This window comes from Patiriisocius marinus, assembly GCF_008974325.1.
In the GTDB taxonomy this organism is placed as follows: Bacteria; Bacteroidota; Bacteroidia; order Flavobacteriales; family Flavobacteriaceae; genus Patiriisocius; species Patiriisocius marinus.
Map to the genome: position 1 here is coordinate 48,855 of NZ_BKCG01000005.1, position 25,833 is coordinate 74,687.

At 32.8% G+C, this 25,833-nt stretch carries 25 protein-coding genes; 14 read left to right on the forward strand and 11 right to left on the reverse strand.

Annotated elements, in window-relative coordinates; genetic code table 11:
• The first annotated feature begins 26 nt into the window (after positions 1 to 26).
• From GBH57_RS10180 to GBH57_RS10190, 3 genes are read left to right on the forward strand one after another with little or no spacing between them, the layout of a single operon-like run.
• The gene (locus GBH57_RS10180; protein ID WP_151674395.1) at positions 27 to 710 is read left to right on the forward strand and encodes a cell division ATP-binding protein FtsE; all 684 of its coding nucleotides are present in this window, start codon (positions 27 to 29) and stop codon (positions 708 to 710) included.
• A 9-nt stretch (positions 711 to 719) separates the two neighbouring features.
• Positions 720 to 1,625 (forward strand): glycosyltransferase family A protein, encoded by a 906-nt coding sequence (locus GBH57_RS10185; RefSeq protein ID WP_151674396.1) that lies wholly within the window; start codon positions 720 to 722, stop codon positions 1,623 to 1,625.
• On the forward strand, positions 1,618 to 2,550 hold the full coding sequence (locus tag GBH57_RS10190) for a glycosyltransferase family 2 protein (RefSeq protein WP_151674397.1): 933 nt from the start codon (positions 1,618 to 1,620) through the stop codon (positions 2,548 to 2,550). The genes GBH57_RS10185 and GBH57_RS10190 overlap by 8 nt, the downstream gene beginning before the upstream one ends.
• A gap of 2 nt (positions 2,551 to 2,552) precedes the next feature.
• On the opposite strand, the gene GBH57_RS10195 is transcribed toward GBH57_RS10190, so the two are convergent.
• Positions 2,553 to 2,969: a sugar 3,4-ketoisomerase gene (locus GBH57_RS10195; protein WP_151674398.1), complete on the reverse strand. Its 417-nt coding sequence runs from the start codon at positions 2,967 to 2,969 to the stop codon at positions 2,553 to 2,555.
• Positions 2,956 to 4,065, reverse strand: a complete 1,110-nt coding sequence (locus GBH57_RS10200) for a glycosyltransferase (protein ID WP_151674399.1) — start codon at positions 4,063 to 4,065, stop codon at positions 2,956 to 2,958. Before GBH57_RS10200 ends, GBH57_RS10195 begins: the two co-directional genes overlap by 14 nt.
• 49 nt (positions 4,066 to 4,114) lie before the next feature.
• Here GBH57_RS10200 and GBH57_RS10205 point away from each other — a divergent pair, with 49 nt between their 5' ends.
• Positions 4,115 to 5,248, forward strand: coding sequence for a glycosyltransferase family protein (locus tag GBH57_RS10205; protein WP_151674400.1), 1,134 nt, complete (start codon positions 4,115 to 4,117; stop codon positions 5,246 to 5,248).
• A 23-nt stretch (positions 5,249 to 5,271) separates the two neighbouring features.
• Here the strand turns inward: GBH57_RS10205 and GBH57_RS10210 are convergent, their stop codons facing one another.
• The 7 genes from GBH57_RS10210 to GBH57_RS10240 all read right to left on the reverse strand — a co-directional run bounded on the left by GBH57_RS10210 (position 5,272) and on the right by GBH57_RS10240 (position 13,344).
• Positions 5,272 to 6,594: an O-antigen translocase gene (locus GBH57_RS10210; RefSeq protein WP_151674401.1), complete on the reverse strand. Its 1,323-nt coding sequence runs from the start codon at positions 6,592 to 6,594 to the stop codon at positions 5,272 to 5,274.
• 9 nt (positions 6,595 to 6,603) lie between these two features.
• Positions 6,604 to 7,707 (reverse strand): DegT/DnrJ/EryC1/StrS family aminotransferase, encoded by a 1,104-nt coding sequence (locus GBH57_RS10215; RefSeq protein ID WP_151674402.1) that lies wholly within the window; start codon positions 7,705 to 7,707, stop codon positions 6,604 to 6,606.
• Entirely contained in the window at positions 7,704 to 8,741 is a 1,038-nt protein-coding gene (locus GBH57_RS10220; protein ID WP_235904689.1) for a GNAT family N-acetyltransferase, read from the reverse strand. Before GBH57_RS10220 ends, GBH57_RS10215 begins: the two co-directional genes overlap by 4 nt.
• A complete protein-coding gene (locus GBH57_RS10225; RefSeq protein ID WP_151674403.1) occupies positions 8,677 to 10,155 on the reverse strand; it encodes a sulfatase-like hydrolase/transferase in 1,479 nt (492 codons plus the stop codon). Before GBH57_RS10225 ends, GBH57_RS10220 begins: the two co-directional genes overlap by 65 nt.
• Before the next feature lie 128 nt (positions 10,156 to 10,283).
• Positions 10,284 to 11,774, reverse strand: coding sequence for an alkaline phosphatase family protein (locus GBH57_RS10230; protein WP_151674404.1), 1,491 nt, complete (start codon positions 11,772 to 11,774; stop codon positions 10,284 to 10,286).
• The gene (locus tag GBH57_RS10235) at positions 11,775 to 13,163 is read right to left on the reverse strand and encodes a class I SAM-dependent methyltransferase (protein WP_235904690.1); all 1,389 of its coding nucleotides are present in this window, start codon (positions 13,161 to 13,163) and stop codon (positions 11,775 to 11,777) included.
• Positions 13,144 to 13,344: a hypothetical protein gene (locus GBH57_RS10240; RefSeq protein ID WP_151674405.1), complete on the reverse strand. Its 201-nt coding sequence runs from the start codon at positions 13,342 to 13,344 to the stop codon at positions 13,144 to 13,146. The genes GBH57_RS10235 and GBH57_RS10240 overlap by 20 nt, the downstream gene beginning before the upstream one ends.
• A 249-nt stretch (positions 13,345 to 13,593) precedes the next feature.
• Here GBH57_RS10240 and GBH57_RS10245 point away from each other — a divergent pair, with 249 nt between their 5' ends.
• The 10 genes from GBH57_RS10245 (at position 13,594) to GBH57_RS10285 (ending at position 22,713) form a co-directional block, all read left to right on the forward strand.
• Complete coding sequence (locus GBH57_RS10245; RefSeq protein WP_151674406.1) at positions 13,594 to 14,508, forward strand: T9SS type A sorting domain-containing protein; 915 nt, start codon at positions 13,594 to 13,596, stop codon at positions 14,506 to 14,508.
• Positions 14,509 to 14,731: 223 nt separating this feature from the next.
• Positions 14,732 to 15,274, forward strand: a complete 543-nt coding sequence (locus GBH57_RS16025) for a hypothetical protein (protein ID WP_161596089.1) — start codon at positions 14,732 to 14,734, stop codon at positions 15,272 to 15,274.
• 80 nt (positions 15,275 to 15,354) lie between these two features.
• Positions 15,355 to 15,825 carry a hypothetical protein gene (locus GBH57_RS10250; RefSeq protein WP_151674407.1) on the forward strand — a complete coding sequence of 157 codons (471 nt, stop codon included), beginning with the start codon at positions 15,355 to 15,357 and terminating at the stop codon, positions 15,823 to 15,825.
• Between the two features lie 141 nt (positions 15,826 to 15,966).
• Positions 15,967 to 16,848, forward strand: coding sequence for a DUF6624 domain-containing protein (locus tag GBH57_RS10255; RefSeq protein ID WP_151674408.1), 882 nt, complete (start codon positions 15,967 to 15,969; stop codon positions 16,846 to 16,848).
• Between the two features lie 238 nt (positions 16,849 to 17,086).
• Positions 17,087 to 18,307, forward strand: a complete 1,221-nt coding sequence (locus GBH57_RS10260) for a hypothetical protein (protein ID WP_151674409.1) — start codon at positions 17,087 to 17,089, stop codon at positions 18,305 to 18,307.
• Positions 18,308 to 18,313: 6 nt separating this feature from the next.
• Positions 18,314 to 18,862 (forward strand): hypothetical protein, encoded by a 549-nt coding sequence (locus GBH57_RS10265; protein ID WP_151674410.1) that lies wholly within the window; start codon positions 18,314 to 18,316, stop codon positions 18,860 to 18,862.
• A 367-nt stretch (positions 18,863 to 19,229) separates the two neighbouring features.
• Positions 19,230 to 20,351 (forward strand): serine hydrolase domain-containing protein, encoded by a 1,122-nt coding sequence (locus GBH57_RS10270; RefSeq protein WP_151674411.1) that lies wholly within the window; start codon positions 19,230 to 19,232, stop codon positions 20,349 to 20,351.
• 1 nt (position 20,352) lies between these two features.
• Positions 20,353 to 21,030: a DUF4386 domain-containing protein gene (locus tag GBH57_RS10275; RefSeq protein ID WP_151674412.1), complete on the forward strand. Its 678-nt coding sequence runs from the start codon at positions 20,353 to 20,355 to the stop codon at positions 21,028 to 21,030.
• A 77-nt stretch (positions 21,031 to 21,107) separates the two neighbouring features.
• A complete protein-coding gene (locus GBH57_RS10280; protein ID WP_151674413.1) occupies positions 21,108 to 21,617 on the forward strand; it encodes a hypothetical protein in 510 nt (169 codons plus the stop codon).
• 262 nt (positions 21,618 to 21,879) lie between these two features.
• Entirely contained in the window at positions 21,880 to 22,713 is an 834-nt protein-coding gene (locus GBH57_RS10285; RefSeq protein ID WP_151674414.1) for a hypothetical protein, read from the forward strand.
• 129 nt (positions 22,714 to 22,842) lie between these two features.
• Here the strand turns inward: GBH57_RS10285 and GBH57_RS10290 are convergent, their stop codons facing one another.
• Together GBH57_RS10290 and typA are read right to left on the reverse strand one after the other, a co-directional pair.
• Positions 22,843 to 23,286, reverse strand: coding sequence for an FKBP-type peptidyl-prolyl cis-trans isomerase (locus GBH57_RS10290; protein WP_151674415.1), 444 nt, complete (start codon positions 23,284 to 23,286; stop codon positions 22,843 to 22,845).
• A gap of 399 nt (positions 23,287 to 23,685) precedes the next feature.
• Positions 23,686 to 25,479 (reverse strand): translational GTPase TypA, encoded by a 1,794-nt coding sequence (gene typA / locus GBH57_RS10295; protein WP_151674416.1) that lies wholly within the window; start codon positions 25,477 to 25,479, stop codon positions 23,686 to 23,688.
• Positions 25,480 to 25,833: the final 354 nt, after the last annotated feature.

Here is a 25,833-nt window from a genome sequence, read left to right on the forward strand (position 1 = left end):
GCTATCTTTGTTAAAAACTGCAACTTATGTCTAACGCCGTATTACACCTTACAAATGCTACTATATTTCAGAAAGAAAACCTCATTCTTGATGATGTAACAGTTTCTATTGAAAAGGGAGAATTTGTATATTTAATAGGAAAAACGGGAGCAGGAAAGAGTAGTTTTATGAAAACACTCTATGGCGATTTACCATTACAAAAAGGTGAAGGAAATATTGTTGGATTTGATTTAGCGAAACTTAAGGAAAAAGACATTCCTTTTTTGAGACGTAAATTAGGTGTTGTTTTTCAAGATTTCAAATTACTTAACGATCGTACGGTACAAGATAATCTTCGCTTTGTTTTAAAAGCAACCGGCTGGAAAGACAAAAAAGAAATGGAACTTAAAATTGATGAAGTCCTTCAAAAAGTTGGGATGAAAACTAAAAGTTTTAAATATCCATACCAACTTTCTGGTGGTGAACAACAACGGGTTGCTATCGCAAGAGCATTATTAAACGACCCTGAGTTAATCCTCGCTGATGAACCTACGGGAAATTTAGATCCACAAACCAGTGTTGAAGTTATGCAAGTTTTAAAAGAAATTAATGCAAACGGAAATACCATATTAATGGCTACTCACGATTACGCATTGATTTTAAAATACCCTTCTAAAACTTTAAAATGCGATGAAAATCAAATTTTCGAAGTTGTGCAGAAAACGGTTTAATAACTACTTATGCAACAATCGCTTTCTATTTTAATTCCCACATATAATTATGATGTGTCACAGCTTGTACTCGAATTACATCGTCAAGGAATTGCTAGTACTATACCTTTTGAAATCACTGTTTATGACGACTGCTCGCCAACTCCAGTAAAAAGAAACAATGGAATAAATACACTCTCAAACGCAACATTTACAGTATTAGATAAAAACATAGGCCGAAGCGCAATTCGAAATAAACTTGCAAAAGATGCCAACTTCGACACCCTACTTTTTCTTGATGCTGATACTGAAATTATAAGAGCCGATTTCCTATCGCAATATTTAACAGCTTTAAAACCTGAATCGCAAATTATTTACGGCGGTATTACCTATCAAAAAGAAATACCTAGTCCTTCTGAAATTTTAAGGTGGCACTATGGTCATGCAAGAGAAGCATTGCCAGTTTCTGAGAGAATGAAAGCTCCACATTTACGTTTTCTAACATTAAACTTCTTGATTAAAAAAGCGGTTTTTGATGTATTGACTTTCAACGAAGAAATCCCAAATCTTAGACACGAAGACACCTTATTTGCACTCGATTGTAAAAAGAACAACATCAATGTAGCACACATTGACAACCCTGTTCAACATAATGGATTAGAAAGCAGTGAAACGTTTTTACGTAAGTCAATGGAGTCTGTTGAGGCACTACATATGTTTGTAAAAGAAGGCTTAATTGATGCAAATGAAACAGCGCTCTCTAAAAAAGCGGCTTCACTAAAAAAATCTGGAATAGCTAGATTTGTATTGGTGTTTTACAAAAGAGCGAAAAACACGATGCGCTCAAACTTACTTTCTAAAAAACCTTCCTTACGCACTTTTGACGTGTACAGATTAGGATACTATCTAGAACTTGACACTAAAAAAAATGCATAAGTTCTCTGTAGTCATACCTGTTTATAACAAGGAAAAATACCTTAAAGAAACCATACAATCTGTTCTCAACCAAGTGGACGTTACTTTTGAAATTATCCTTGTAAATGATGGCTCTACAGATAAAAGTGAAGCTATCATCAAAGAGTTTGATAACAGTGAAATCAACTATATATCGCAAATTAACCGTGGAGTTTCAGCAGCTAGAAATACAGGAATTACAGCTGCAAAATATGACTACATCGCTTTTTTAGATGCAGATGACTTATGGGATCCTAGTTATTTAAGTAGTATTTCTAAACTAATTTCTACATTCGATAGACAACGTGTATTTGCAACACAATGTGTTGTTGAAACTAAAAAACAAAGCATCGCTCCTGTATATTCAGTTTCAGATTTAAAACCAAATGAAACTCGAGTACTCAACTTTTTTGAAAGTAGTTTAATAAGTAGTTTGCTTACGTCGTCAAGTACAGTTGTACACAAAGAAGCACTTGCTGAGATAGGAGAATTCGATGTACAACTAAAAAGTACTGAAGATACAGATTACTGGATACGACTTGGATTAAATTATGCTATCGCTTTTAAAAATACTCCGCTAGCTACTTACAGATTTGATGGGGAAAGTCTTTCAAACGGACGTATAGATTTTGATAGCGTGTTAAATCTTGACGCTTATGAAAGTGAAACTCCTCATCATCCCGGACTTAAAAAGTTTTTAGATATCAATAGATTTTCGCTTGCAGTAGCTGCAAATTTAGCTGGTAACAAAACAGCTTTTGAAAAGTATCAAAAAGGCATTGACGTTACAAACCTGAATAACAAACAACGCTATTTATTAGCATCTCCTAGATATCAACTTGTAATTTTTAAGTACACTAAAAAGTTTATGGATCTATTAGGTATTTCTACGAGCGCTTACAAATAAGCTTAAAACTCAAAGGTTTTAAATTCGTCGTAGTTCCTAATATAGTCTGTTTCATCATATTCAGCACTCACTAAAGATAGACAAACTGCTCCTGCGGAAAAGTTTTCTAACTCACGCCATACACCACTAGGAATCAACAATCCTTTATTGGGTCTATTTAAGGTAATACTTCGTCTAGTTTTTCCATTATCAAGCACCACATCAAAACTACCGCTTAGTGCTATTAAAAACTGTTTTAACTCTTTATGAGCGTGACCTCCTCTACTACTATCGCTAGGAACATCATACAAATAATACACACGCTTAATTTCAAAGGGAAGCACATCCTTTTCAATTACTGAAAGATTTCCGCGACCGTCTGGATCACTAATTTTAGTGATTTCGGTTAACGCTATTTTATCTATATTAATGTATTGCATCTTGTAATAATTTGTTCCATTTAATCCCTATGTGCTCCATTGAAAACGCCTGAACTGATGGAATGGTATGTTGTTTTAATTTTAAATATAACTTTTCGTCTGTGGCTATGAGGTTTAGAGCTTCGCCAAACTGCGACACATCTCTATCTTTAATGAGCAAGCCATTTTTTCGGTGTTTGATAATTTCCGAAGGTCCTGAAACAATATCTAGCGAAACCACTGGAGTTCCTATTGCTAAAGACTCCACTAGCACCATTGGAAAACCTTCATATTTGCTTGTTAATGTAACACATCGTGCACCTTTTACTATAGCGAAAGGCACTTTCTGAAATGGTAAAAATGTAATAAATGCTGCACAAGTTAAAGAGTTAGCAAACAATTTTAATTGGGCTTCATCTGGACCATTTCCCATAATAACCAATTTGATATCTTGTTTCCAAACTAACGATGCTTCAAAAGATTGCATTAAAAACTTAAAATCTTTTATAGTATCTACTAACCTACCATAGCTTAAAATATATGTTCCAGAAACTTGAGATTGCACTTCAACTTTACCCCAGTTAGCATTAAATGCATTATGTATTGTCACAACATTAGTAACACCTTTTTTAACCGCTATTTCGTTAGTAATATAATCTGAAACAGTTACCGTTTTAACAGTGCTATTGTACACTTTCACAAAAGATTTTGTTCTATGCGTAAAATATTCTGGAACGTTGCTACTATGAATTACATAACATTTTTTTAGGTTTCGATATACATAGTATGCATAAAACAGCTCTCGAAAATATTGATTTTTTGGTCTATGGTCTATTATAACGTCAAAGGCTTCAGATGTAAGATATTTCCGAAGTGCTATAAACCGTTGCAATCTTGATTTTACTGACCCATTTGTATTTTTTAAAGCTCCCATATTAAACAATGTGCCCTCAAAAGGAAAACCTACATCATCATTCAATACCGCGATATGGACGTTGTGTCCTTGTGCTGCTAGCATTTGCGAGCACATGGCTACAGATCGTTCCGCACCTCCTTTTGCTAAAGAAATTGAGACAAGACAAATTTTAAATGTAGACTGATTCGCCGTTTGCGTCATCAATAAATGCTATTTTTGAAGTTCACTAAACATCAAAGATACCATAAATATGAAAATACTGCTCGTGGGAGAATACAGTAGATTGCACAACTCTTTACAAGAGGGATTGCGGCATCTAGGCCACGAGGTTACGTTAATTTCGACTGGCGATTATTTTAAAGATTACCCCAGTGATATTAAGCTGATTCGTCATCACGAAAGTGGTGTGATGAAAAAAGTAAAAATTATTCTTTATAGTATTTTTAAATGGGATATTACTTCTCAAAATCTAAAAAAACAGTTTTTCGCTAATGCGGAAATGCTAAAAGGATTTGACATTGTACAGCTTATTAACGAGAGCCCTTTTAGCGCTTCACCTAAAGATGAAATGACCATGATTTCATTTTTAAAAAAATATAACAAAAAACTAGTTTTATTAAGCTGCGGAACTGACTATACAAGTGTTAGTCACGCTTTAAGCGACGACAACCCTTATTCTATTTTAAGTTTTTACAAAGACAAAAGTGTTGAAGCTGATACCTTCAAGTACATTTTAAAGTATGTAAGCCCTCCGTTTAAAAAATTACACGAACACGTTTTTAAATTGATTGATGGTGTAATTGCAAGTGATATCGATTATCATATTCCATTAAAAAATCACCCTAAATATTTAGGTCTTATTCCTAACCCTATAAACATTGAAAACTTAGAGTTTGTATCGCTAACGCAACAAGCACCTATAGTTATTTTTATGGGGATTAATAGATCTACCTATCATACAAAAGGTATTATTTATTTCGAAAAGGCGATTGAAAAAATACAAAAGAAACACGGTAAAAAGGTCAAAATAGAAATTGCAGAAAACCTGCCGTATAACGAATATATAGAAAAGTATAATACCGCACATATTGTTTTAGACCAAGTACTTGCCTATGACCAAGGATACAATGCTCTAGAGGCAATGGCAAAAGGTAAAGTAGTATTTACAGGAGCTGAAAAAGCATTTGAAGAGCAATATCACTTAAAGCAACCTGTTGCTATTAATGCGTTACCTAATGTAGATTATTTAGTTACAGAACTTAATAAACTTATTGAAATTCCAGCGCAGTTAGTACAAATTGGTTCTGCCGCAAGAGCCTTTGTAGAAACGCATCACGAATATAGAACTGTAGCGAAAAAGTATCTTGAAATTTGGGGGAAATAAACTTTTAGTTATTTAAATTATCCCTAATCACTAACAATATCATTTGCTATTCCTGTATCGAAGTTTTGTGTTTTCTTATTTCTGAAATATCTCCAAACCAAGAAACTCACTACAAAGAAATAAATAACATAGCGAATACAATGCGCTATTACAACACCTTCCACACCATAACTCGCAACTAAATAATTTGCAAATCCATAAAATAGTCCAAGCGATAGTAATTCGCTAAAAATAAAATTACGCACCATTTTTTTAGCTAAAAACTGATGAGCTAAAACCAAAGATGCTAACCTAATAAAGTCACCTAATAACTGCCATTTAAACAAGGGTAGCATTTCGTCAAGGCCAGGATATAGTAAGTTTACAACAATCGATTTAGCAAAAAATACGAGCAACATTCCTAACCCGAATATTGGAAGTAGTGTTTTATAGATATTAAAAACTTCTTTCTTAAAATCTGAACCAGTGTAAATTCCGGAGAATTTCGGTAATACATATAGTGTGAAAAGTGAACTTGAAAACACCATATAATTTTGTGAAATAAAGGTGATATTAGTCCAGACACCTGCATCGCGTTCCGTCATTTGTTCCGCTAACATAGAACGAATATCAATATGAACAAAGTTGAGTAACACCGTTGCTACAAAAGACATTAATGAAAAAGCTAATAAATTTCTAGCGAGTGGCGCTTTTAACTTCAAACTTGAAAACTGAATCGTATCTTTTAATAATTTGAAAAAGATAACAAGAATCACTAAAATCCAAATTAACGGCGCTAAAGCAATGGCCATTAAAGCTCCGTCTATGTTATTAGTATATAGGCATAATACTAATAAACCTGCTGCTAGTAAGTAACTAATCAATTCAATTTTAGCAAACTTTTTATATTCTGAAAGTCCGTTTATAACACCATTAAAAACTCTTTGCACTGCTATCGACGGTGTAAGTATGGCCACAAACTTTACTAAATAAGAATACTCCGTTGAGTTAAACAAATAGAAACTCACCCAGTCTGAAAAGAAAAACAAAAACGTTCCTGAAACTAAAGATCCTATTAGAATAAACACAAAGGTGGAAGAAAACAACTCCTTTAATTTTTCCTTATCATCTTTATATTCGGCTAGGTATTTTACAACTCCATTAAAAACACCAAGTGACGTAACTGATGTTAGTAACTGTGTTAAACTACGAAGTTGTCCTATTTTATATAAGCCCTCTGCTCCTACTTGATCAAAAAGTAGTCGCTGTATCACCGCACTCACTAATAAGCGCATAGAAACAACCACCGCATTAAGCGAAGTCATTTTCAATAATAAGTTAGACTTAATAAAATCTGGTATTTTCAAAAGCTTATTTTATATATAGTTATTGATAACCTTAATTACTTTTGTCACTTGCGCCTTAGTCATTACTGGACTTATAGGAATACTAATTACGTGGTTGTGTAACATTTCGGCCTGTGGGAAACTAAAGGTGTTAAGTTCTTTTAAAGCCTCTTGTTGATGTGGTGCAATAGGATAATGAATTAATGTCCCAATTTTATGAGCCGTCAAATACTCCTGAAATTCCACTCTATTTTCTACCTGCACAACAAACAAATGAAATACATGATATTTCCCTGAAGTGTAATTAGGCAATGTCACTTTATCGTTAGTAATTTCAGCACAATAACGTGTTGCGACAGCTCTTCTTTTCTCATTATCTGCTTCTAATTTTGGCAATTTACAATGAAGAAAACTAGCTTGAATTTCGTCTAAACGAGAATTAAAACCTACTAGCTCGTTTACATATTTTGATGATGTTCCGTAATTACGTAATTTTTTAATAGCAGTTGCTAAAGCGTCATCATTAGTAGTAATTGCTCCACCATCGCCTAAGGCTCCTAAATTTTTAGTAGGATAAAAACTGAATCCTGCAGCATCTCCAAGATTCCCTGCACGTTTACCATTCACACTTTCTGCTCCGTGTGCTTGTGCTGCATCTTCAATAATTAAAATATCACTCCCTTTTAGCAGTGTTTTAATTTTTTGCATTGGCGCTAATTCGCCATACAAATGAACAGGCATTATCGCTTTAGTTTTAGCTGTTATTGCACTTTTTAATGCCGACATATTAAAGTTGTAATTTACTCCTTCACAGTCAACAAGTACAGGCTTTAAACCTGCTTGCTTAATTGCGATAATGGTTGCAATAAATGTATTTGCAGCTACAAGAACTTCATCTCCATCTTTTAATTTTCCAAGTACTTTATAACCTTCAATAATAAGCCTTAATGCGTCTAAGCCATTACCAACTCCAATACAGTATTTAGCACCACAAAAGTCAGCAAACTGCGATTCAAACAGGCTTACTTGGTTTCCTAGAATATAGTAACCCGATGCTAAAAACGCATCAAATTGCTCTTTAAATTTAGTTTCAAAGCGCGCATTAATTTTATGGACATCTAAAAATGGTATCATAATATGGTAAGATCTATTGATCGATAATTTGCTGTATTGATAACATAGGTATCTGCAGTGTAAGCGCGAGCACCACAAGTCTCTTTCCAGAAAATGAGTCCGCTATTAAGTGCCTTACCATTGTTTTCACTCGATATATTAAAATCAAAATAACGCTTCGACTTATCAAAATGATTGATAATAAAATCGTACGCCAAGTCAATACTTCCGTAAGCATTTTTAGTTGCATTTCCAGAAATATATTGCGGATGAATTGTAGTCTTTGTCAAAAACACCGTTGTTCCCGCCACAATCTCATCATCTTTATACACGTTTACTTGTTTAATCTGTTCAGGAAACTTAGCTGCTAGCAATTCTATTTCTTCTAAAGTATGCACAGGTTTTATACCGTGTTTTTGCTCTAGATTAGGGATTAAAATTTTATTCCAGAAGTCTTTAAAATTACCATCTGTTTTTATTCTCAATCCGTTTCTAATGGCTTTATTAATTCCTTCTCTACGGTTTTTCTGAAATTTTAATTTGTTAGTAGTATCTATAACCATTAACACATCGCGCTTTACCATTTCGGCTTTTGCTAAAAATAGAAAGTACGACAATTCATCTGCCGGCATTGTGTTATAAAAGGTAGGAATGTTTCGTATTTCAATTGCTGTAATCCCTTCACTTTCATAATATTTAAGCACTTCTTTAAATGCTTCTAAGGAATATAAAAGCTTTCCACTTTCGGCTAAAACAAAACTACCGTAGGTTAAACCTTGATGCGAAATCACCTTACCATTCACTTCGTTAGCTGGTAAAACCGCATAGAGTTTTTCCTCTTTAAAAACTAAAACCGAGTGATCTTTAAATCGATCACTGTGATAGTCCATAAAGTTTCGGTTAAATAGAAATGTGGCGTTTTTTGCGTTTTCAACAAAGGCATTCCACAGTTCTTTTTGAGACTCCGTATATCGTTTTACTGTATAAATATTATTGTTTTTTAAATGTGGATTCCCCATCGTCATCAAAGTATTTGTACACTCCTTTAAACTCATTATCATTGAGTATTAAGTAACTACCGTCGTCTTGCAAATTCTCTAAAAAACGTGGCTCTTCACTTAAATATGCTGTCAAAATACGAAATAAATTAACGGGAGATTTTAAATGTTTACTATATAATTCCTCCTTATCATATGGCCATTTAACCGTTAGTATTGCACTAAAAATAGAACGTTTTAAATCTATATGTTCGGTTTTTTTATAGGCCTGTCCTGTATGTTCAAAACCTACAAAACCTCCGTGATCTGCCATTATCACTATTAATGCATTAGGATCTTTTTTAGTAATTAACGTAATTAAACGCGCTAACTTATCATTTGCCGTTTTAATACCGTCTAAATATATCGCCTTTTCTCCTGCAACTCCTTTAGTATCTGCATTAGTTCTAGTAATATGTTTTGGGTTAAACACCTGAATAAAGGTAAAAACTGGACTATCTTCAATTGCAAAGTTGTTTTCAAAATCTGCAAGCACATCACGCTTTACCGTCATTCCCGTTGTAATAGAAGATACATCTTTAGCTGTAAAGTTGCTTTTATCGTAGCCTAAAGTTGGCCTACTTAATAAAAAATAAGGATGTTCTGAAAAGAACGACGTTTTATAACCATTGTTTTTTAAAATGGTGAGCAGGGCATTGTCCGTCATAATTACTTCGCGAGCACCTAATGTTTCACTAAAACTTGCACCTTCATTATAGTAATGATGTTTCATTGCAAATAACGAACTGTTGGTTGCTAAAGTCGCTGCATAATTACTTCGGAAATTTGCATATGATTTAAAATGCTGCTGTTTCAAAAAGCCTTCAAAAGCCGAATTATCAAAACCATACTCCCCTTTCTTTAATTCTGAAAAATTGACGTAACCGTCTGGCTGAATCAAATAAATGTTAGGTGTTGATTTAAAGATAGCTTCGGTGATATCATCTGGCTGTTTTTGCCATTCGGTAGAATAGTTAAGCTGTGTTATAATTTTAGGCACTAATGTGATAAAACCAATAATAGCCAACACTAATTGTATCACAACCCACTTTTTAAAATACCCGCTAAAAAAGAAACTAATTACTGCCGAAACTGTAAAAATTCCGATTATTATCAACCACTGTGTTCCTGGATACACGGCCAGTTTCACAAAGTTGAAAAAGAAAAATAGGTTTAAAAACGGAAGCACAAAATGTGCTATTTTTTTAAAAACTTGCATTTTAATAACTCTTGAAGCAATGATAAAAGCAATAACTGGAGTTACAATAAAAAGTGTAAAAAACACCGTCATGTGTTCCCACGCTCCTATGAGTGTGTAGTTGTTCGAATAGTAAAAAAATAATGGATATAGTCCTGCTGCAAAAGCAGCCACTAGTGGAGAGACTTCTTTAGTTTTAAGAAAAGTGCTAATTATACGTTCCTTATTGCTCATTTGTTTTAAAAGAAAACAGTTAATATGTGTTTCACTAGCTAAGTTCTGTAGCTTACACGATTAGTAATAGCCTTAAATACTATGAAACAGCACGAGGTTTACAGTTAGTAAAATTTCAGAAAAACAGTTTAGTCTAAGCGTTCGAAAACCACTCTTCCTTCATTGTCCAAGTATTTATAAACTCCGTTGTTTTTAGTGTCTTTTAATATCACGTAACTGCTATTATCCTCTAAATTGTTAAGTAGTGCGTTATCGCCAGAAAGGTGTGCAAATAGCACTCTAAACAAGTTTACCGAACTCTTTAACAACGTGTCAAAAGCAGGTGCTTCATTATTAGGCCACTTAATAAGCAAGTTGCTGCTAAATATCGATTTTACAATATCCTTGTCTGTAGTACGACTGTAAATTTGCTCTGTATATTCCATACCTACAAATCCCCCGTGATCTGCCATTATTACTACTAAAGCGTTTGGATCTCTTTTGTTAATTGTGGTAATTAACGCTTCTAATTTTTCGTTAGCTATTTGTAGTTTCTCTTCCCAGATTGTTCGCTCTTCGTCTTTCCCTTTTGTGACTGCTGCACGACCAGCAATATGCGCTGGCATTAAAAACTCCAAAAAGAAAAATTGTGGTTTTCTTGAAACCGAAAAATTGCTTTTCAATGCATCAACAATATCCTTACTGTCTCCTAATCCTGTTCCAATAAACGGAATTTCTTTATAATCAACATTGCTGTTATCGTAGCCTAATTCCGGACGATTGAGCATTAGATAATAGTTTTCAGTTAGGATGGTTGTTTCGTACTCGTTGTTTTTTAAAATGTCGAGCACTGGGTTGTTAGTTACAATCTGATCTCGCATTCTAATACCTTCACTAAAGTTTTTAGCACCATTGTAATAATGATGTTTCATCATAAACGTAGCACTGTTTGAGGTAAGTGTAGATGCGTAATTACTGGTAAAATTAGGGTAATGTTTAAATCCTGCATCTGCGACAAAGCTTTCAAACTTGCTGTTATCTATAGCGTAATAGCCTCTAGAAAGTTCAGAAAAATTGACGTAACCATCTGGCTGAATTACATAAATATTAGGCGTTGTTTTAAGCGTCACTTCTTCAATGGCATCTGGCAATTGTGTCCAAGAGTCATTGTAGTTTACTTCGTTTACGATCTGCGGAATTAAACTTGTCATCCCTAAAATAGCAAGCAGAAATTGTAATACTACCAGTTTACTTAAGTGTTTGTGCAAAAAGAAGGCTGCCAAACCTGCAATCATTATAATGACAAGAATCATCTTTTTCTGAACGCCTGCATACAGACATACTTTTAACAGAAATAGAAAGAAGAACACATTTAAAAACGGAACTATTAAGTGTTTCCATTTAGGAATTACGAGCCCTCCTAGCAACTTTGCTAGCACCATGACAATCACTGGCATGAAGATAAACATCGCTAAAAAATAGCCCACGTGCGCCCACGAATTTACCAATGGAAAATTTGCAGAGAAATAAAAAATCATAGGATACAAACCTGCCGCAATTGCCGCAATCCAAGCACGTATTTTAGTAGAACCAAATAACTTGCTTGCTATAGATTGTTTCTGCTGATTCTTTTGAGCCATTTATTTTTTCTTAAACAAACACAACACACGCTGCGTTCCAGGAATGACTTCCTGTTTCACAAGGTCGAACTGTGTTTTATATCCTGCAATAAAGTTATCTAAATTGTAAAAATCGAAATGATTGATAAACTCCCTTTTTCTCACTAATAAACTGGTTACCCAAGAGTCTTCACGCTTTGGGAATTCAATGATTAATTGGTTAGAGAATTTAGCAAAAAACTCAGCCGATTTTTCGAAAGGCACATTTCCGCTTAATGTAATATGGTGTATCAAGGCAAGTGCCATTGTCACCTCTGAATTGTAGGTATGTAAACGATCAATTAAGGAGTTACGCTCTGTATTATTAAAGCCTATTCCTGGAGCAGGTTGTAATACATCGCACACAAAAGCGAGCATATTAGTCTCCTTATTATCGTTAGCTTGCTTGTAGTTATGCGCTACGGCGTTGCTATCGATATCTGTTACAATAACGTGTGGCACCTCTTTTAAAACGGTTCTGGCAAAAGTACCATCGTTTCCACCCACATCAATCATGCGTTGTGGCTTGAGGTCCTTCATCCATTGCTGAATTAACGTTGTTTTATTCTGAAACGCGCTCGTGTTATAATTGGTTTTATCGTAATAATTACCCCACTCCGTTTCTTCCTTTAAACTTAATTTTTTAATAAAGTTGAAAAGGTTATCAATAATATTATTCTGTGCTTTTAATGAAAGCGTTGCAATTTTAGTTTCGGCTTTATAGTCTTCACTGTGCTTGCTTTCCATTTTAGCCAATAAATGGATATTGGTAAATATGGTAGAACTCAATTTGGTTTTCCCTGGCAATAATGACGATAGTAATTTCACCGGAATTCCATCAATGTGCGTTTGCATCATTTTGAAAATTTCGGTTCCATTGTAGCTCGCTAACACTAGTGGACCAAAAAAGTGCGTAATAAATTGTTTGTAAGCTCTCCACGGTGTTCCGTCTTCGTAAAAGTCGAAGGAAAGGGTGTCTATAAAAATGGGTTTCCCTTCGTGAAATGTTACATTATAGGCTGATGCATCTTTAAGGATAAACCCTTTAGACAACAAGTATTTCTGAAGCTTTAAAGTATGTAAGGCTGCGTGCTTGTATTGCTCAAAACTCCACTCATACGGGTTGGTAATAAACGGAATAGGCGCTGGCGTAATTACAATACTATCTGCTGCAACTGAGGTTTCCTCGTGTGCAATTAACAGCTTATTTTTAATTAACGTTTTAAAAACCCCTTGCTCTTTTAAGGCATTGTATTGCTTAAAGTAAATAGGGTTTATTCTACGTCTAAGTGTTGCTCCATCGTGAAACATATAGCCAGATGGGTCTCTAAAAGATGCTTCGTGTGTGGTATTAGTGTTTTGCTGCATCATCGTCATCAGTTTCGTCAATGTCGATAGAATCGTAGTCGTCGTCCTCTTCTTTAATCATCCCAAAAAGGCCTTTGATTTTATACATCACGCCTTTAGAAAATAATAGAATACCTGCGGCAGCAGCCACTAAGCCTTGAACAATCATCGCTCCCAAACCGGGATCAAAATATAATGAAATCATAGTTTTAAATCTGTTAGCAAATAAACGAAAAATGTAGGTTTTTGTTATTGTATGCGCAGTGTTTTCTTTTTAATGGTTTGAGATGTTAAATTTTAGCCGTTACGGTTTCCCGTATTCCACTTTGTGAAAAGTATCTGTACATTTACGGGATAAGCGAAACTACTTTTTAATGGTATCCTGAATATGTAACAGGATAACCATGATAAAGTTGATTATATAACGAGTTAGCCACAATTAAAACCAAAAATTATGAAAAAAACATTACTTTTTCTGACTTTAATTTTAGGAATATTTTCTTCATATAGTCAATATGATTGCTCGCAGGGTGATGGAACATTTCGATACGGAGTAAAGCTTTACATTTCAAACGTGGAATCCGACTTCGACAAAGTTGATTTAATAAATCACATTATTGCTCTTGACAATATTTCTAGTGCTGATTTAAATATTTTAAATGAACATATAACATTAGTCTATAAAACATTTCCTTCGCAAAATCCTCATAATACTGTTACTGTTTTTGCCACCACAGAAATATATACAATTTTAAATTCATTAAATAATTCAATTGAATTCCAATATTGTGTACTCAATAATTGTCCAATGAGCGATGGAACGTTTCATTATTATGCCTTACTTACTTTGTCTGAGGTTCCTGTTGACTTTAATAAAGATGATTTTATAAACTTTATAGTTGGACTTGATAATATTTCCAATAGTGATTTAGCAATTTTAAATACTAGTATAACTTCAGTATATAAAGCTTTTCCTAGTGTACAATCCGAATTTCTTCGAAGAGTTGTCTACATTGAAGCTACAGCGGAATTATTTCAAATATTAGATGACATAAATAATTCAATTGAACATCACGAATGTATTGAAGAGGCTATTCTTAATCTGAATTTTTATGAAAAATTAAAAAGTTCAATTGTATATCCAAATCCAATTTCAGATAAATCCGTGATTGAATTAAATAGGAATTCGACTTCAAATAAAATTGAACTAATAAATAATCTTGGCCAAATAATATATCAAAAAAGTTTTTCTGAAAAAAGTGTTATTGAGCTTAAAAATTTCCCCATTCCAAACGGTATTTCTTTTCTCAAAATATATGATTTAACAAATGGCGGAATTGAAATCTTAAAAATTATAATGGATAAATAACTGTGGCTAACAACGCATATAAGCAATGCGGGAGTTTGTGCTTAATTAAAAGTAAAGGTATATTTGGAAGACCGCCGAATTTTCACAAATTCGACTTATTACTAAAAAAAAATTAATAATCGAAATTTGTAAAAATCAGCTTGTGTCCGTCCGAAAGGCTTTCGCCTTTCTTCCTCCGCACTACTCATATACAGAGACGTTGTGTGTAATGCGGAAAAACTGAATGGAGACAATTTTTGAGAATAAAAAACAAATAGAAAAATCGGATATTCCAATTCAAATTATACGAGGAATACTCTTCATAGTTTTATGCTTTTTTGTTTATAAAATTCGGTTTATAAACAAGGAAATGAATCCAAATATTACGCTGATTTTCGGAATTGCACTAGGAATATTATTCGTTTATTTAATTTTAAGTGCTAAAACTATAAAACGAATTGAAAAAAATACAAAAAACGGAAAACTGACTTTTATATTTAATCGACAATTACGGAATGATAAAATAACGGAAATTAATATTTCGGAACTGACTCTGAATTTAAAGAATGTTCAAACTCGTTCGAATTCAAAAAAAATTCTTCTGATTTCTGACAAAGTAAATAAAGTAAAGTTGAGTACTAATCAAAAAGGAATTACGGAAACTGAACTGAATAAGATAATTAACGAAATAGAAAGCACTACACACAACACCGTATATAATTTATTGCTGGTTCTAGCCTACTTACGAAAATCCTCGCGGATTTTCTATTCGGTTTTTATTTGCTAAATTACGTGCTAAACCACGCAACAAACCATATACAACAACGTTGGCAACTATTACTCACTCATAATCTGAAAAACAAAAATTTGAAAGAAACTGACTTTATTGGCAAATTAGGAATTGGAGCTTTTGCTTATATCTCAATTAGTGAATTTTGTGGATTAATTGAATATTTATTTGAGAATGTTTTAATAATTTCTGGAATAGAACCATTAACGACAATTTGGCTTCCTGAAATAATGAGTCTTTTACTTTTTACAACAATTGTAGTTTGGGGAATAAAGAAATACAATAAACTGACTGAAATTGACATACGAAAAACTCTGAAATCTTTAATAGTTATATTATTTGGAATTTTGATATTACAGTTTCTATTTACTTATTTCGGAACTGACTTTTTGATGGAAAAATATTCAGCAGAATTTGAGGATTATGCGAAAGGAAATAAAGGAAGTTTAATATTGCGAGGTTATCTCGCATTTCTTCCAATTTTACAATTCGTTATATTGGGAATAATACTATTAATGAATAAAAAAACAGTTGCCAACAACGTATAAAAATAATTGCTTATTTTTAGGCTTAAACAAAGGTCGTTGCTCTTTTGTTACGTCTGATTTTCCTACGGAAAATCCTCGCACACAAAACCGCAACTATTCTTATACAAACACGTTCTACGCAATTTAAGGCAAATCAAGAAAATGAAGTTAAAACATTTAATATTAGGCTTACTTACAATAGTTATATTTTCCTGTGATAATAGCGGAAAATATAAGCCTAACGGATTGAGACAAATATCTCAAAACGAATTATTAGAAAATGCAGAAAAACGGCTGTCATATAATTACGATAATGTAGTTTACAAAAACGAAAACGGAGTCAAAATCTCACTTGATAGCGTGAAAAAATTGAATTTGGAAGAATGGACTGCCGACAGTTACGTTAATGTTGATAACGAACTAAAGGAACTGATTTTAAGAAGAGTAACCGAAAATGACAAAGAATTTCAGAAAAAGTTAGTTGCGATTTATGGAAAAGAAACATATACAGAAGAAACAATTGGACCAGTAATCCAAGTTGAAATTGATTGTGATAATATTCAGAGTATATTGACCGAAGTTCATTCCCTAGACCAAGATATGCGTCAAAATGGAAGTGCAGGAAATCCAAATATTGATAGAGAAAACTTGGTCACGGTTGTGAGTTTAATCGAAAAATGTGGGATGCCGACTTTGAATGAAGTTAGCCAAGAACAAATGTCTGCTATTTGGTTAGTTTTTCAGCACGCAGATAATTATCATCGAAAAAAGTATTTGCCACTATTGAAAAAGTCTGCTCAAAATGGCGATTTAAGAAAAAATCAAATGGCATTAATGGAAGATAGAATTTTAATGATGGACGGAAAACCACAAATCTATGGCTCACAGATTTCAGAAGATAGAGAAAATGGTGGTTGGAAAATTTATGATTTACAAAACCCAAAGACTGTTGATAAAAGACGTGCAGAAATCGGAATGCAACCTTTGAGCGAATATGTTAAACAATGGGATATTGAATTTAAAGTTGAACAAGCGGAAAAATAAACTGCGTAGAACAACGTATATAGGCAATGCGGGAGCTTTTGCTTAACACAAAAGTAAAGGTATATTTGGAAGTCGCCGAATTTTTACAAATCCGACTTTTGACAAGAAAAAATAAAAAGCGGAATTTGTAAAAATCGGCTTGTGCTCAACCGAATGGCAACAGCCATTTTCGCCCGCACTGCCCATATACAAATCCGTTAGCTGTAATTTCAAGTAACACTACTCACCTATTGAATAAATGAATTTAAGAAGTCCTAAAGAGATTATTGAAGAAATTAAATCCTTGGTTGATACAACAGGATTCATTTATACTTTGTGCTTAATTTTAGTAGAAGATTTTCATCTCAATGCAGAAGAAATGCACGAAGTTGATTTTAGAGCAAGACTTAACAAAAATGAAATATCTCTATTAATTGGTTTTCTAATCCAGAAAGAAATTTCTTTAGAGAAGCCTAAACATCCTCTTGACCTGATTAGTCTCAAGAAAAAAACAAGAAAAATAATGGATGAACTTCATTCATCCACAATGATTCCTTCAATTAATAAATTCAGACCTATAATTGATAACCTAAAAGAAGGGAATGATATAAATCCGAGTAAAGAAGATTTTTTTGGAGGAGAAGATGTGTTTATTGAACCCATTTTTTATTCAGGAGATGGAATATATGATTTTCAATATATAGAGTACTTAAATAAAAAATATAAGTATGATGAAAAATGGTTAAATGAAAACACAAACTTTTATTTTGATGAAGTAGTTGAAATTGCAAATATTTTATTTAATAACGAATCTTGGGAAGATTACCCTTGCCAAAAAGATATTGTGCAAGGAGCCTATAATGTATGCTCACCAATTACAAATCTTTTCCAAGATATATTTGAGGGAAACACAAGTGCTGATGTCGAGTTTTTTGTAGATCCAAACTATATTAATTATGCAGTAACAGAAGGAACATTTGCTCCTGAGAGAATTCCTATTACGTTTGGATTAAATTCGTTAGAGGGTAGCGACATATTAATGACAACTGTTGCAATTCATGAAATATTTCATGCAAACCTATATTATATATTTAAAGTTAATAGTGAAGATAGTGATCCAAGCAACGATTTTAATATTCCTCAAAATTCAAATCCAACATACGCAGAATTAGTTGAAGCTTTTGCTAGCTTAGAGACAGGAAGTAGCTCTTCAACAATACAACATAATTTTATAGCAAATTATAAAAACCAAATCGCTCAAGGAGTCTATAATTGGGCAGTAACACAAGGTGGCTATTCAGAAAGCAATAATTTATTAGAAGATTTAAAAAAATTAGCTTGGGTAGGTTTAAAAGACACTGATCTTTGGAATCATTTTGAAATCAATCCCTTTAATCAAAATGAAGTTTCTGAAATAAATTCAATAATATCTCATGAAACAGTAGATCAAGGATATGCTATTGGCAACTTTTGTAATTAAATAACTATGAAATTTAAACATCTATTTATTGTAATATTATTTACAGGTTGTGCTACGTTAAAGCAGCCGAAAGAAAAAGAAGTTGAAAAATTAATAACCAAGGTATTAAATGATTTAGCTGAGTCTAATGAATTTAAGGGTGTTGATGTTTTTAAATTTGTAGAAAATGAATTTACGAAAGGTTTACACGGCTCATCTTTAGCTATAAATGACGAATACATTCTTGATAATAGTAGTAGATTCTTTTCAAATTTAAAACATTGCCCCCTAGATTTTGAAAAAGAAATGAATTTTATCGAATTCAAACAATATTACTTAGAACAAAAAAAAAACAATCCTAATTCGCTAGCAAATGTTAAAAAGAATAGAACTAGAAAAAAAGAAGAGTCAAGATTAGAAAATTATTTACAGATTTCAAAACCTTTCATTTCTCCTAAAAAAAACTTTGCTATAATTTTAGTTGCTTCTAGTAAATTTGGTGGAGAAATTAAGGCATATAAAAAAGTAGATAAAATTTGGGTAGAACAATGCAAATTTTCTGCTTTTATGCATTAAAGGAATACATTAAAATCTATTATTACTTGCTATTTCATTTAAAGTAAATTTAGACTAAGCTTCTGACGAAAATACAAACCACAACAAAGTATACAAACAATGCGAGAGCAGTCGATAAAGAAAAAATGAAGGTACTTTTTTACGTCGCCAAATTTTTACAAATCCGACTTATTGAACAAAAAAATAATAAGCGAAATTTGTAAAAATCAGCTCGTGCTCAACCGAATGGCTAATGCCATTCTCCCTCGCACTGTTCGTATACAAGAACGTTGTAAAACATTTAAAGAAACATTCCGCATTTTATGACAGGCAACCATTTATGAAAAGTTTACGTCTATATAAATAGTAATCAATCAAAAATGACTAAATGAAATTTCAGACAGTAATGCTTATTTGTGCTCTTGCATTTGTAGGATGTAAAAATTCCAAAGAACAATCAAAGAATAAAACAATTGACCCAATCCAACTTTCGATGGACAGAAACGCAGATTCACTTCTCTTGGATTCGAAAATAAATGCTGTTTCAATCGGTATTTATAAAAACAGAGAAAAATATACCTCTCATTATGGCGAATTAGACAAAGGAAAAGGTAATACGCCATCCGATAATACTATTTATGAAATAGCATCTGTGAGTAAAACTTTTACTGGAATTCTTGTTGCAAATGCAGTGCTAGAGGGAAGATTAAACCTTGACGATGATATTCGTAAGTATTTAAAAGAAGATTTCAAAAATTTTGAATACAATAAAGAACCTATAAAAATAAAACACCTACTTACGCATACAAGTGAAATGAAAAAGTTTCTACCTGAAAGTATTAACGAGTTATTTTCCGATTTTAATGAAGATTTACCGTTTAAGGTTTATGAAATTCAAAAGAATTATAGCAAAAAAGATTTCTTTTCTGACTTGTATAAAATTAAGTTAGACACTGTTCCTGGTATACGATATGGTTATTCAAATGTAGATACCGAAATTATGGCTCAAATATTAGAAAACATATATAACAAGTCATTTAACAATATTTTGAAAGACTATTTCCAGACAAGTGCAAATATGCAAAATACCCAAATTGAACTTCCAAAAAATAAAGAACAATATCTAGCAAATGGTTACGGAATGACTGGAAAACTTGTTCCCCACGAAGTTGTATTGTATGGAGCAGATGGTGGTGTAAAAACAACAATGCCAGATTTAGTAAATTATATGGAGTTTCAGTTGGATAGAACTAAACCTGCTGTTATAGAATCTCACAGAATGCTTTATGAAAACGGAAATCGAAAAATGGCTTATTATTTACCTGTCAAAAATGACGATGAATATGGAATTTATTATAATATGCACGGAGGAGGTTTTGGAAGCCAAAATTGGTTTTTTATAATTCCAAAGTATAATTTAGGTGTTTCTGTAATCACAAATCAAAGTGACTTGGACACAGCCAATAAGTTATTGAAAACTGTAAAAGGATTAATTGAAGATTTAAAGTAATATGAATTCATTTAATAAAAGCGCAATTTTTGCAGGAGTATTAATCCTACTTGGAATGATTGCTGGAATTTTGAGTATTGTTCCAGCTGTTGAGAGTACAGATTATCTATCAGAAGTTTATCCAAAAAGAAACCGAGTATTAATTGGAGTAGTATTCCAATTTTTATTAATTCCTATCTATCTTGGCTTTTCACTTATATTATATCAAGTAGTAAAAAAATATAAAGAAAATCTAGCAATTGGATTTGTTGGGTTTCGTATAATATCAAGTGTATTTCAGTTAATTGGAGTTATATTAATACCAATTTTTATATTGTTAAGTGAACAATATTTAAACTCTGAAAGTTCTAACTTTTTCTACTTTGAAACACTAGGCTCATTGTTAAAATTGGGACGTGATTTATCAAATCATCTTGGAGTAATGTTAGCTACAGGACTAGGGAATTTAATCCTCTATTTTATATTTTATCAAACAAAATTAATACCTAAATGGCTAACTATTTGGGGAATATTTGGAAATATATTAGCAATGATATCAAGTTTTTTAATTCTATTTGAAACTATAGATGTTATTTCAACTTCTTTTGCTATTATGACCTTACCTCTAGTTTTTCAAGAAATAGTATTAGCAATTTGGCTAATAAGAAAAGGATTCAATTTACAACACTTTACACATTAACTAAAATATAGAAAAAACGTTTTACAACACTGTATAAAATAAATACAAGCGCTAACCTATTTTTTAAAAAAACCACTATGATTCGAACTCTAACATCGCTCCTATTAATACTAAACATACTTGTGTGTAGTGGGCAAAATAGTATTGAACATAGAAAAGCACAAACTATTGAAATTGTGCTTGACAGTATTACAAGTATTGATATCCCTGTAGAGATATCACCGTATTTTGTGGAGCCAAAAGTGCTCTTAATTTATCCAAGCGATACCCTAAACATAGAAATCGAAATCGCTAAAGACACCATTGCTTCTATGAAAGTGGTGGACAAAATACTGTTTCCAGAAAAAACCGTAACGCTGGAGTTTACACAAACAGTCCATGAGGATTTTACTACGCAAATGACACTAGATATGTACAATCCATTTGATAAAAAACTAAGCTACAAAGCATATATGGTTACTCCATATAGTGAAGGTTGGGTTGAAACTAGTATAATTCCTGTATTTCCAAAAATACACAGTGTAGAACTTTGGGGCGATACCATTATCTCTTTGATACTAGAGGAATGGAAACTCATTAAAATGTAGTAGATGAGTTTATACACTAAGATAGAACGTTTCTAAAAAAATCTCGACGTCGTATTAAAATTAACATCGATTAATTGACCTATATCAAATTAATAGGTGGAAGAATAAAGTAGCTTTGTGCTTGAAATAACTACAATTTAATTAACCATAATAACACGCCCACTACATTTATTTTTAGTGGGCGTTTACTTTTATTAAAATACCCAACGTTGGGTATTTTGTAGTTAGTAGTGCTTCTATAATTTAGCCAAAAACTAAACCAATGAAATTAACAACTAACATTTTAAAATTATTAAGCCTTGCATTGTTCGTATCCTTTATTTCTTGTAAAGATGATGATTGCCCAACGTGTCCAGATGGGAATTCCACCATTCTTGTTGACATGGTATTTGACGGACAAACGTATAATCTACAAGGTGGTTATGATTTTGGAGAAGAAAGTGAAACATATATTGTATCATCTGTGATGCTATACTATGAAGATTATTCAAGATTTGAATTATCATTAAAAAAATCGGCTTATGGAGCTAATGACGCTGATGATATTTTCCCAACGTTCATCGTGAACCTAAATTCTAATGAGGACCCTGCGATAGGTGTACCTCAAACAATAACTCCAGCTGTTTTTTCTCTTATTACACCTACTACCCGTTACACACAATTAAATGAGGATGATTTTGATTTTGATAACGCCTTTGACACTCATATTGATATAACAGATTTTGAGCTAGAAATAACAGATATCGTTAGAAATAGCGAAACTGGTATTCATAAACTTGCAGGGAATTATAGTGTTAATTTTACTTCAGGTAGAAGTGCTACAAACCATACCATTAATGTAGATTTTGATATGACTGATCAGGATATTTTAGGAACTCCATACACAGCACCTACGGGTGGCGGTAATAGCGGTGGTGGTAATAGTGGCGGTGGCGCTGACTGCGATAATTTAGTATATAATGGCCCAACTGAAGGCCAAGTAATGCAATGGTGCCAAGCTGCACAATTGTATGAATGTTTAGATGCTACAACTGAGCTAAGCTACATCTGTGGTGTTATAGCAGAGTATGGCGCTAGTTGCCCATATTGTAACTAACAATGTAACTAACCAAATTAAAACGCCCACTAAACATACTATTTAGTGGGCGTATTTAATTTATATAACGTTGTAAATCTATATTAAATAAAAAGCCTTGGCTAGCTATTTACAAATTTAAGGTTGTTATTAAGCTTCAGTTGCATCCTTAATCTCTAAAACTTCAAGATCAAAAACAAGATCTTGTCCTGCTAAAGGGTGGTTACCATCTACAATAATAGTTTTCTCACTTACTTCAACAACACGTAGATTCATTTCCTGTCCGTCTGGAGTTTTAGAAACAAGTCCCATACCTACTTCTGGAGCCATATCCTGAGGTAATTCAGTTTTGTTAACCTCTTGTCTTAACTCAGCTATAACTTCACCGTAAGCTTCTTCTTTAGCGATTGTAATTGTTTTCTTTTCGTTTGGTTTCATGTCAATTAAACCTTTTTCAAAACCAGGAATTAATTGTCCTAAACCTAATGTAAGTTCTAAAGGGTCTTTCCCTACTGAACTATCAAAAACTTGTCCATCAGATAATTTACCTGTGTAATGTACTACAACAGTGTCTTTCTCTTTTACTTGACTCATACTCTATTTATTAATTTCAAAAAATAGTCTTTGTGTAACTCTTACGCAGTAACTATTTTAATTTAAACTTATGTTCTGTTAAACTCTAAAACCAAGCCAAAGAAACAAACTACATAAGGCGTACTGCCTATTTAGCAGTAAGGTAGTCTAAGTTATGCTTGCATCCCCTTAATAGCGGTACAAGGCAAGTTTATTGCTTTCTTTAAATAAAATATTAGGTTTAAATGCTAATCGGTAACTATGTCAGTTTCTATTCGTTTTTAGTGGTTTTTATGCCAAAATCACCGTTGGTTAATAAAGTGAATTGTATAAAAAAAATCTGCACTATAACATACCCTAGAGTATTGTATAATGCAGATTAACTTATATGAAGTGTTTAAAATTTCCGAAGAAATTTACTTACAGCTTATAACGTTTACGGTCAACAGCTTTTAGGTATACCTTACGGATACGTAAAAAGTTAGGAGTTACCTCAACGTACTCATCTTTTTGTATAAATTCTAATGCTTCTTCTAAAGAGAACTTGATAGCAGGCACAATTTTCGCCTTGTCATCTGCTCCACTTGAACGTACGTTAGAAAGTTTTTTCGTTTTAGTGATATTTACTTCCATATCATCTTGACGAGTGTTCTCTCCAATTACTTGTCCTTCGTAGATATCTTCGTTTGGATTAACAAAGAAACGACCTCTATCTTGTAATTTATCAATAGAATAAGGAATTGCTGAACCGTTTTCCATAGATACTAAAGATCCATTTTGACGTTCTGGAATACCTCCTCTTAAAGGTTGGTATTCAACAAAACGGTGTGTCATAATTGCCTCACCAGCTGTTGCTGTTAACAATTGATTACGTAAACCAATAATTCCTCTAGATGGAATGATAAACTGGCAAATCATACGATCACCTTTAGCTTCCATAGATACCATTTCACCTTTACGGATAGTTACTAAGTTTACTGCAGTACCACTAACTGATTCTGGTAAATCGATAGTTAACTCTTCAACAGGCTCACATTTAACACCATCAACTTCTTTGATAATTACTTGTGGCTGTCCTATTTGTAATTCGTAACCTTCACGACGCATAGTTTCAATTAAAACTGATAAGTGAAGTATACCACGACCAAATACTAAAAACTTATCTGCAGATCCAGTTTCCTGTAAGCGCATTGCTAAGTTTTTCTCTAATTCTTTTTCTAGACGCTCTCTAATATGACGTGATGTTACAAACTTTCCATCTTTTCCAAAGAAAGGTGAATCGTTAATTGTAAACAACATACTCATTGTAGGCTCATCAATTGCAATAGTTTCGAGAGCTTCAGGGTTTTCGATATCAGCAACAGTATCACCAATTTCAAATCCTTCTAATCCAACTAGCGCACAAATATCTCCTGCTTGAACTTCTTCTACTTTTAAACGTCCAAGACCTTCGAAAGTGTGTAGTTCTTTAATTTTTGTTTTTGTAATAGTACCATCAGCTTTTACAAGTGAAACACGCATACCTTCTTTTAAAGTACCACGAGTTAAACGACCAATAGCTATACGTCCTGTAAATGAAGAGAAATCTAACGATGTAATCAACAATTGAGGAGAACCTTCTTCAAATTTAGGAGGTGTAACGTTAGCAAGAACCATATCTAAAAGTGGCTCTACGTTTTCAGTTTCAACTTTCCAGTCATCACTCATCCAGTTGTTCTTTGCAGAACCGTATACTGTTGGGAAATCTAACTGCCACTCTTCTGCTCCAAGTTCGAACATTAAGTCGAATACTTTTTCGTGAACGATATCTGGAGTACAGTTTTCTTTATCTACTTTGTTTACTACTACACAAGGCTTAAGACCTAAGTCTAATGCTTTTTGCAATACGAAACGTGTTTGTGGCATAGGCCCTTCAAAAGCATCTACCAATAAACAAACACCATCAGCCATGTTTAATACACGCTCTACTTCTCCACCAAAATCGGCGTGACCAGGGGTGTCAATAATATTAATTTTTGTTCCTTTATAAACAACAGAAACATTCTTAGACGTAATGGTAATACCACGTTCACGTTCAAGATCGTTATTATCTAAGATTAAATCACCTGTGTTTTGGTTTTCACGAAACAACTGACAGTGATACATAATTTTATCAACCAAGGTAGTTTTACCGTGATCTACGTGAGCAATAATTGCGATATTTATAACTTTCATAATACAATCCCGTGAGACGGGTAACTTTTTAATTTACAACATTTTACAAGAAAAATTTTTTCTTTTAAAATTGTTTAGAAACAACACTAGCTTTTGCTTAATTTTAACTAGCACATTTCAGCGTGCAAAAGTACTATTTATTATATTATAAATATGATATTGTGCAGTTTAAATTTATTCTGAAATACTAATTCGTTACAAACACCTCTTTATTAATTAAAATGTTTTGTGATAAGTGAAAAAAAATAAATAGAAAAGCTAACAATTAAAGTCTTCTAATATTAACAAAATCTTGCCCTTTTAATGTGTTATCCTAATCACATGCAAAAAGAAAATTTTACCTTTGTTACTTAC

What these genes read in the sequence shown, in the direction of transcription:
- GBH57_RS10225 (WP_151674403.1), bottom strand. Translation starts at nt 10,155, where the DNA reads ATGAGCAATAAGGAACGTATAATTAGCACTTTTCTTAAAACTAAAGAA.
- GBH57_RS10180 (WP_151674395.1), top strand. Translation starts at nt 27, where the DNA reads ATGTCTAACGCCGTATTACACCTTACAAATGCTACTATATTTCAGAAA.
- GBH57_RS10290 (WP_151674415.1), bottom strand. Translation starts at nt 23,286, where the DNA reads ATGAGTCAAGTAAAAGAGAAAGACACTGTTGTAGTACATTACACAGGT.
- GBH57_RS10275 (WP_151674412.1), top strand. Translation starts at nt 20,353, where the DNA reads ATGAATTCATTTAATAAAAGCGCAATTTTTGCAGGAGTATTAATCCTA.
- GBH57_RS10285 (WP_151674414.1), top strand. Translation starts at nt 21,880, where the DNA reads ATGAAATTAACAACTAACATTTTAAAATTATTAAGCCTTGCATTGTTC.
- GBH57_RS10280 (WP_151674413.1), top strand. Translation starts at nt 21,108, where the DNA reads ATGATTCGAACTCTAACATCGCTCCTATTAATACTAAACATACTTGTG.
- typA (WP_151674416.1), bottom strand. Translation starts at nt 25,479, where the DNA reads ATGAAAGTTATAAATATCGCAATTATTGCTCACGTAGATCACGGTAAA.
- GBH57_RS10245 (WP_151674406.1), top strand. Translation starts at nt 13,594, where the DNA reads ATGAAAAAAACATTACTTTTTCTGACTTTAATTTTAGGAATATTTTCT.
- GBH57_RS10270 (WP_151674411.1), top strand. Translation starts at nt 19,230, where the DNA reads ATGAAATTTCAGACAGTAATGCTTATTTGTGCTCTTGCATTTGTAGGA.
- GBH57_RS10220 (WP_235904689.1), bottom strand. Translation starts at nt 8,741, where the DNA reads ATGAGTTTAAAGGAGTGTACAAATACTTTGATGACGATGGGGAATCCA.
- GBH57_RS10215 (WP_151674402.1), bottom strand. Translation starts at nt 7,707, where the DNA reads ATGATACCATTTTTAGATGTCCATAAAATTAATGCGCGCTTTGAAACT.
- GBH57_RS10255 (WP_151674408.1), top strand. Translation starts at nt 15,967, where the DNA reads ATGAAGTTAAAACATTTAATATTAGGCTTACTTACAATAGTTATATTT.
- GBH57_RS10190 (WP_151674397.1), top strand. Translation starts at nt 1,618, where the DNA reads ATGCATAAGTTCTCTGTAGTCATACCTGTTTATAACAAGGAAAAATAC.
- GBH57_RS10185 (WP_151674396.1), top strand. Translation starts at nt 720, where the DNA reads ATGCAACAATCGCTTTCTATTTTAATTCCCACATATAATTATGATGTG.
- GBH57_RS10240 (WP_151674405.1), bottom strand. Translation starts at nt 13,344, where the DNA reads ATGATTTCATTATATTTTGATCCCGGTTTGGGAGCGATGATTGTTCAA.
- GBH57_RS10260 (WP_151674409.1), top strand. Translation starts at nt 17,087, where the DNA reads ATGAATTTAAGAAGTCCTAAAGAGATTATTGAAGAAATTAAATCCTTG.
- GBH57_RS16025 (WP_161596089.1), top strand. Translation starts at nt 14,732, where the DNA reads ATGGAGACAATTTTTGAGAATAAAAAACAAATAGAAAAATCGGATATT.
- GBH57_RS10200 (WP_151674399.1), bottom strand. Translation starts at nt 4,065, where the DNA reads ATGACGCAAACGGCGAATCAGTCTACATTTAAAATTTGTCTTGTCTCA.
- GBH57_RS10230 (WP_151674404.1), bottom strand. Translation starts at nt 11,774, where the DNA reads ATGGCTCAAAAGAATCAGCAGAAACAATCTATAGCAAGCAAGTTATTT.
- GBH57_RS10205 (WP_151674400.1), top strand. Translation starts at nt 4,115, where the DNA reads ATGAAAATACTGCTCGTGGGAGAATACAGTAGATTGCACAACTCTTTA.
- GBH57_RS10195 (WP_151674398.1), bottom strand. Translation starts at nt 2,969, where the DNA reads ATGCAATACATTAATATAGATAAAATAGCGTTAACCGAAATCACTAAA.
- GBH57_RS10265 (WP_151674410.1), top strand. Translation starts at nt 18,314, where the DNA reads ATGAAATTTAAACATCTATTTATTGTAATATTATTTACAGGTTGTGCT.
- GBH57_RS10235 (WP_235904690.1), bottom strand. Translation starts at nt 13,163, where the DNA reads ATGATGCAGCAAAACACTAATACCACACACGAAGCATCTTTTAGAGAC.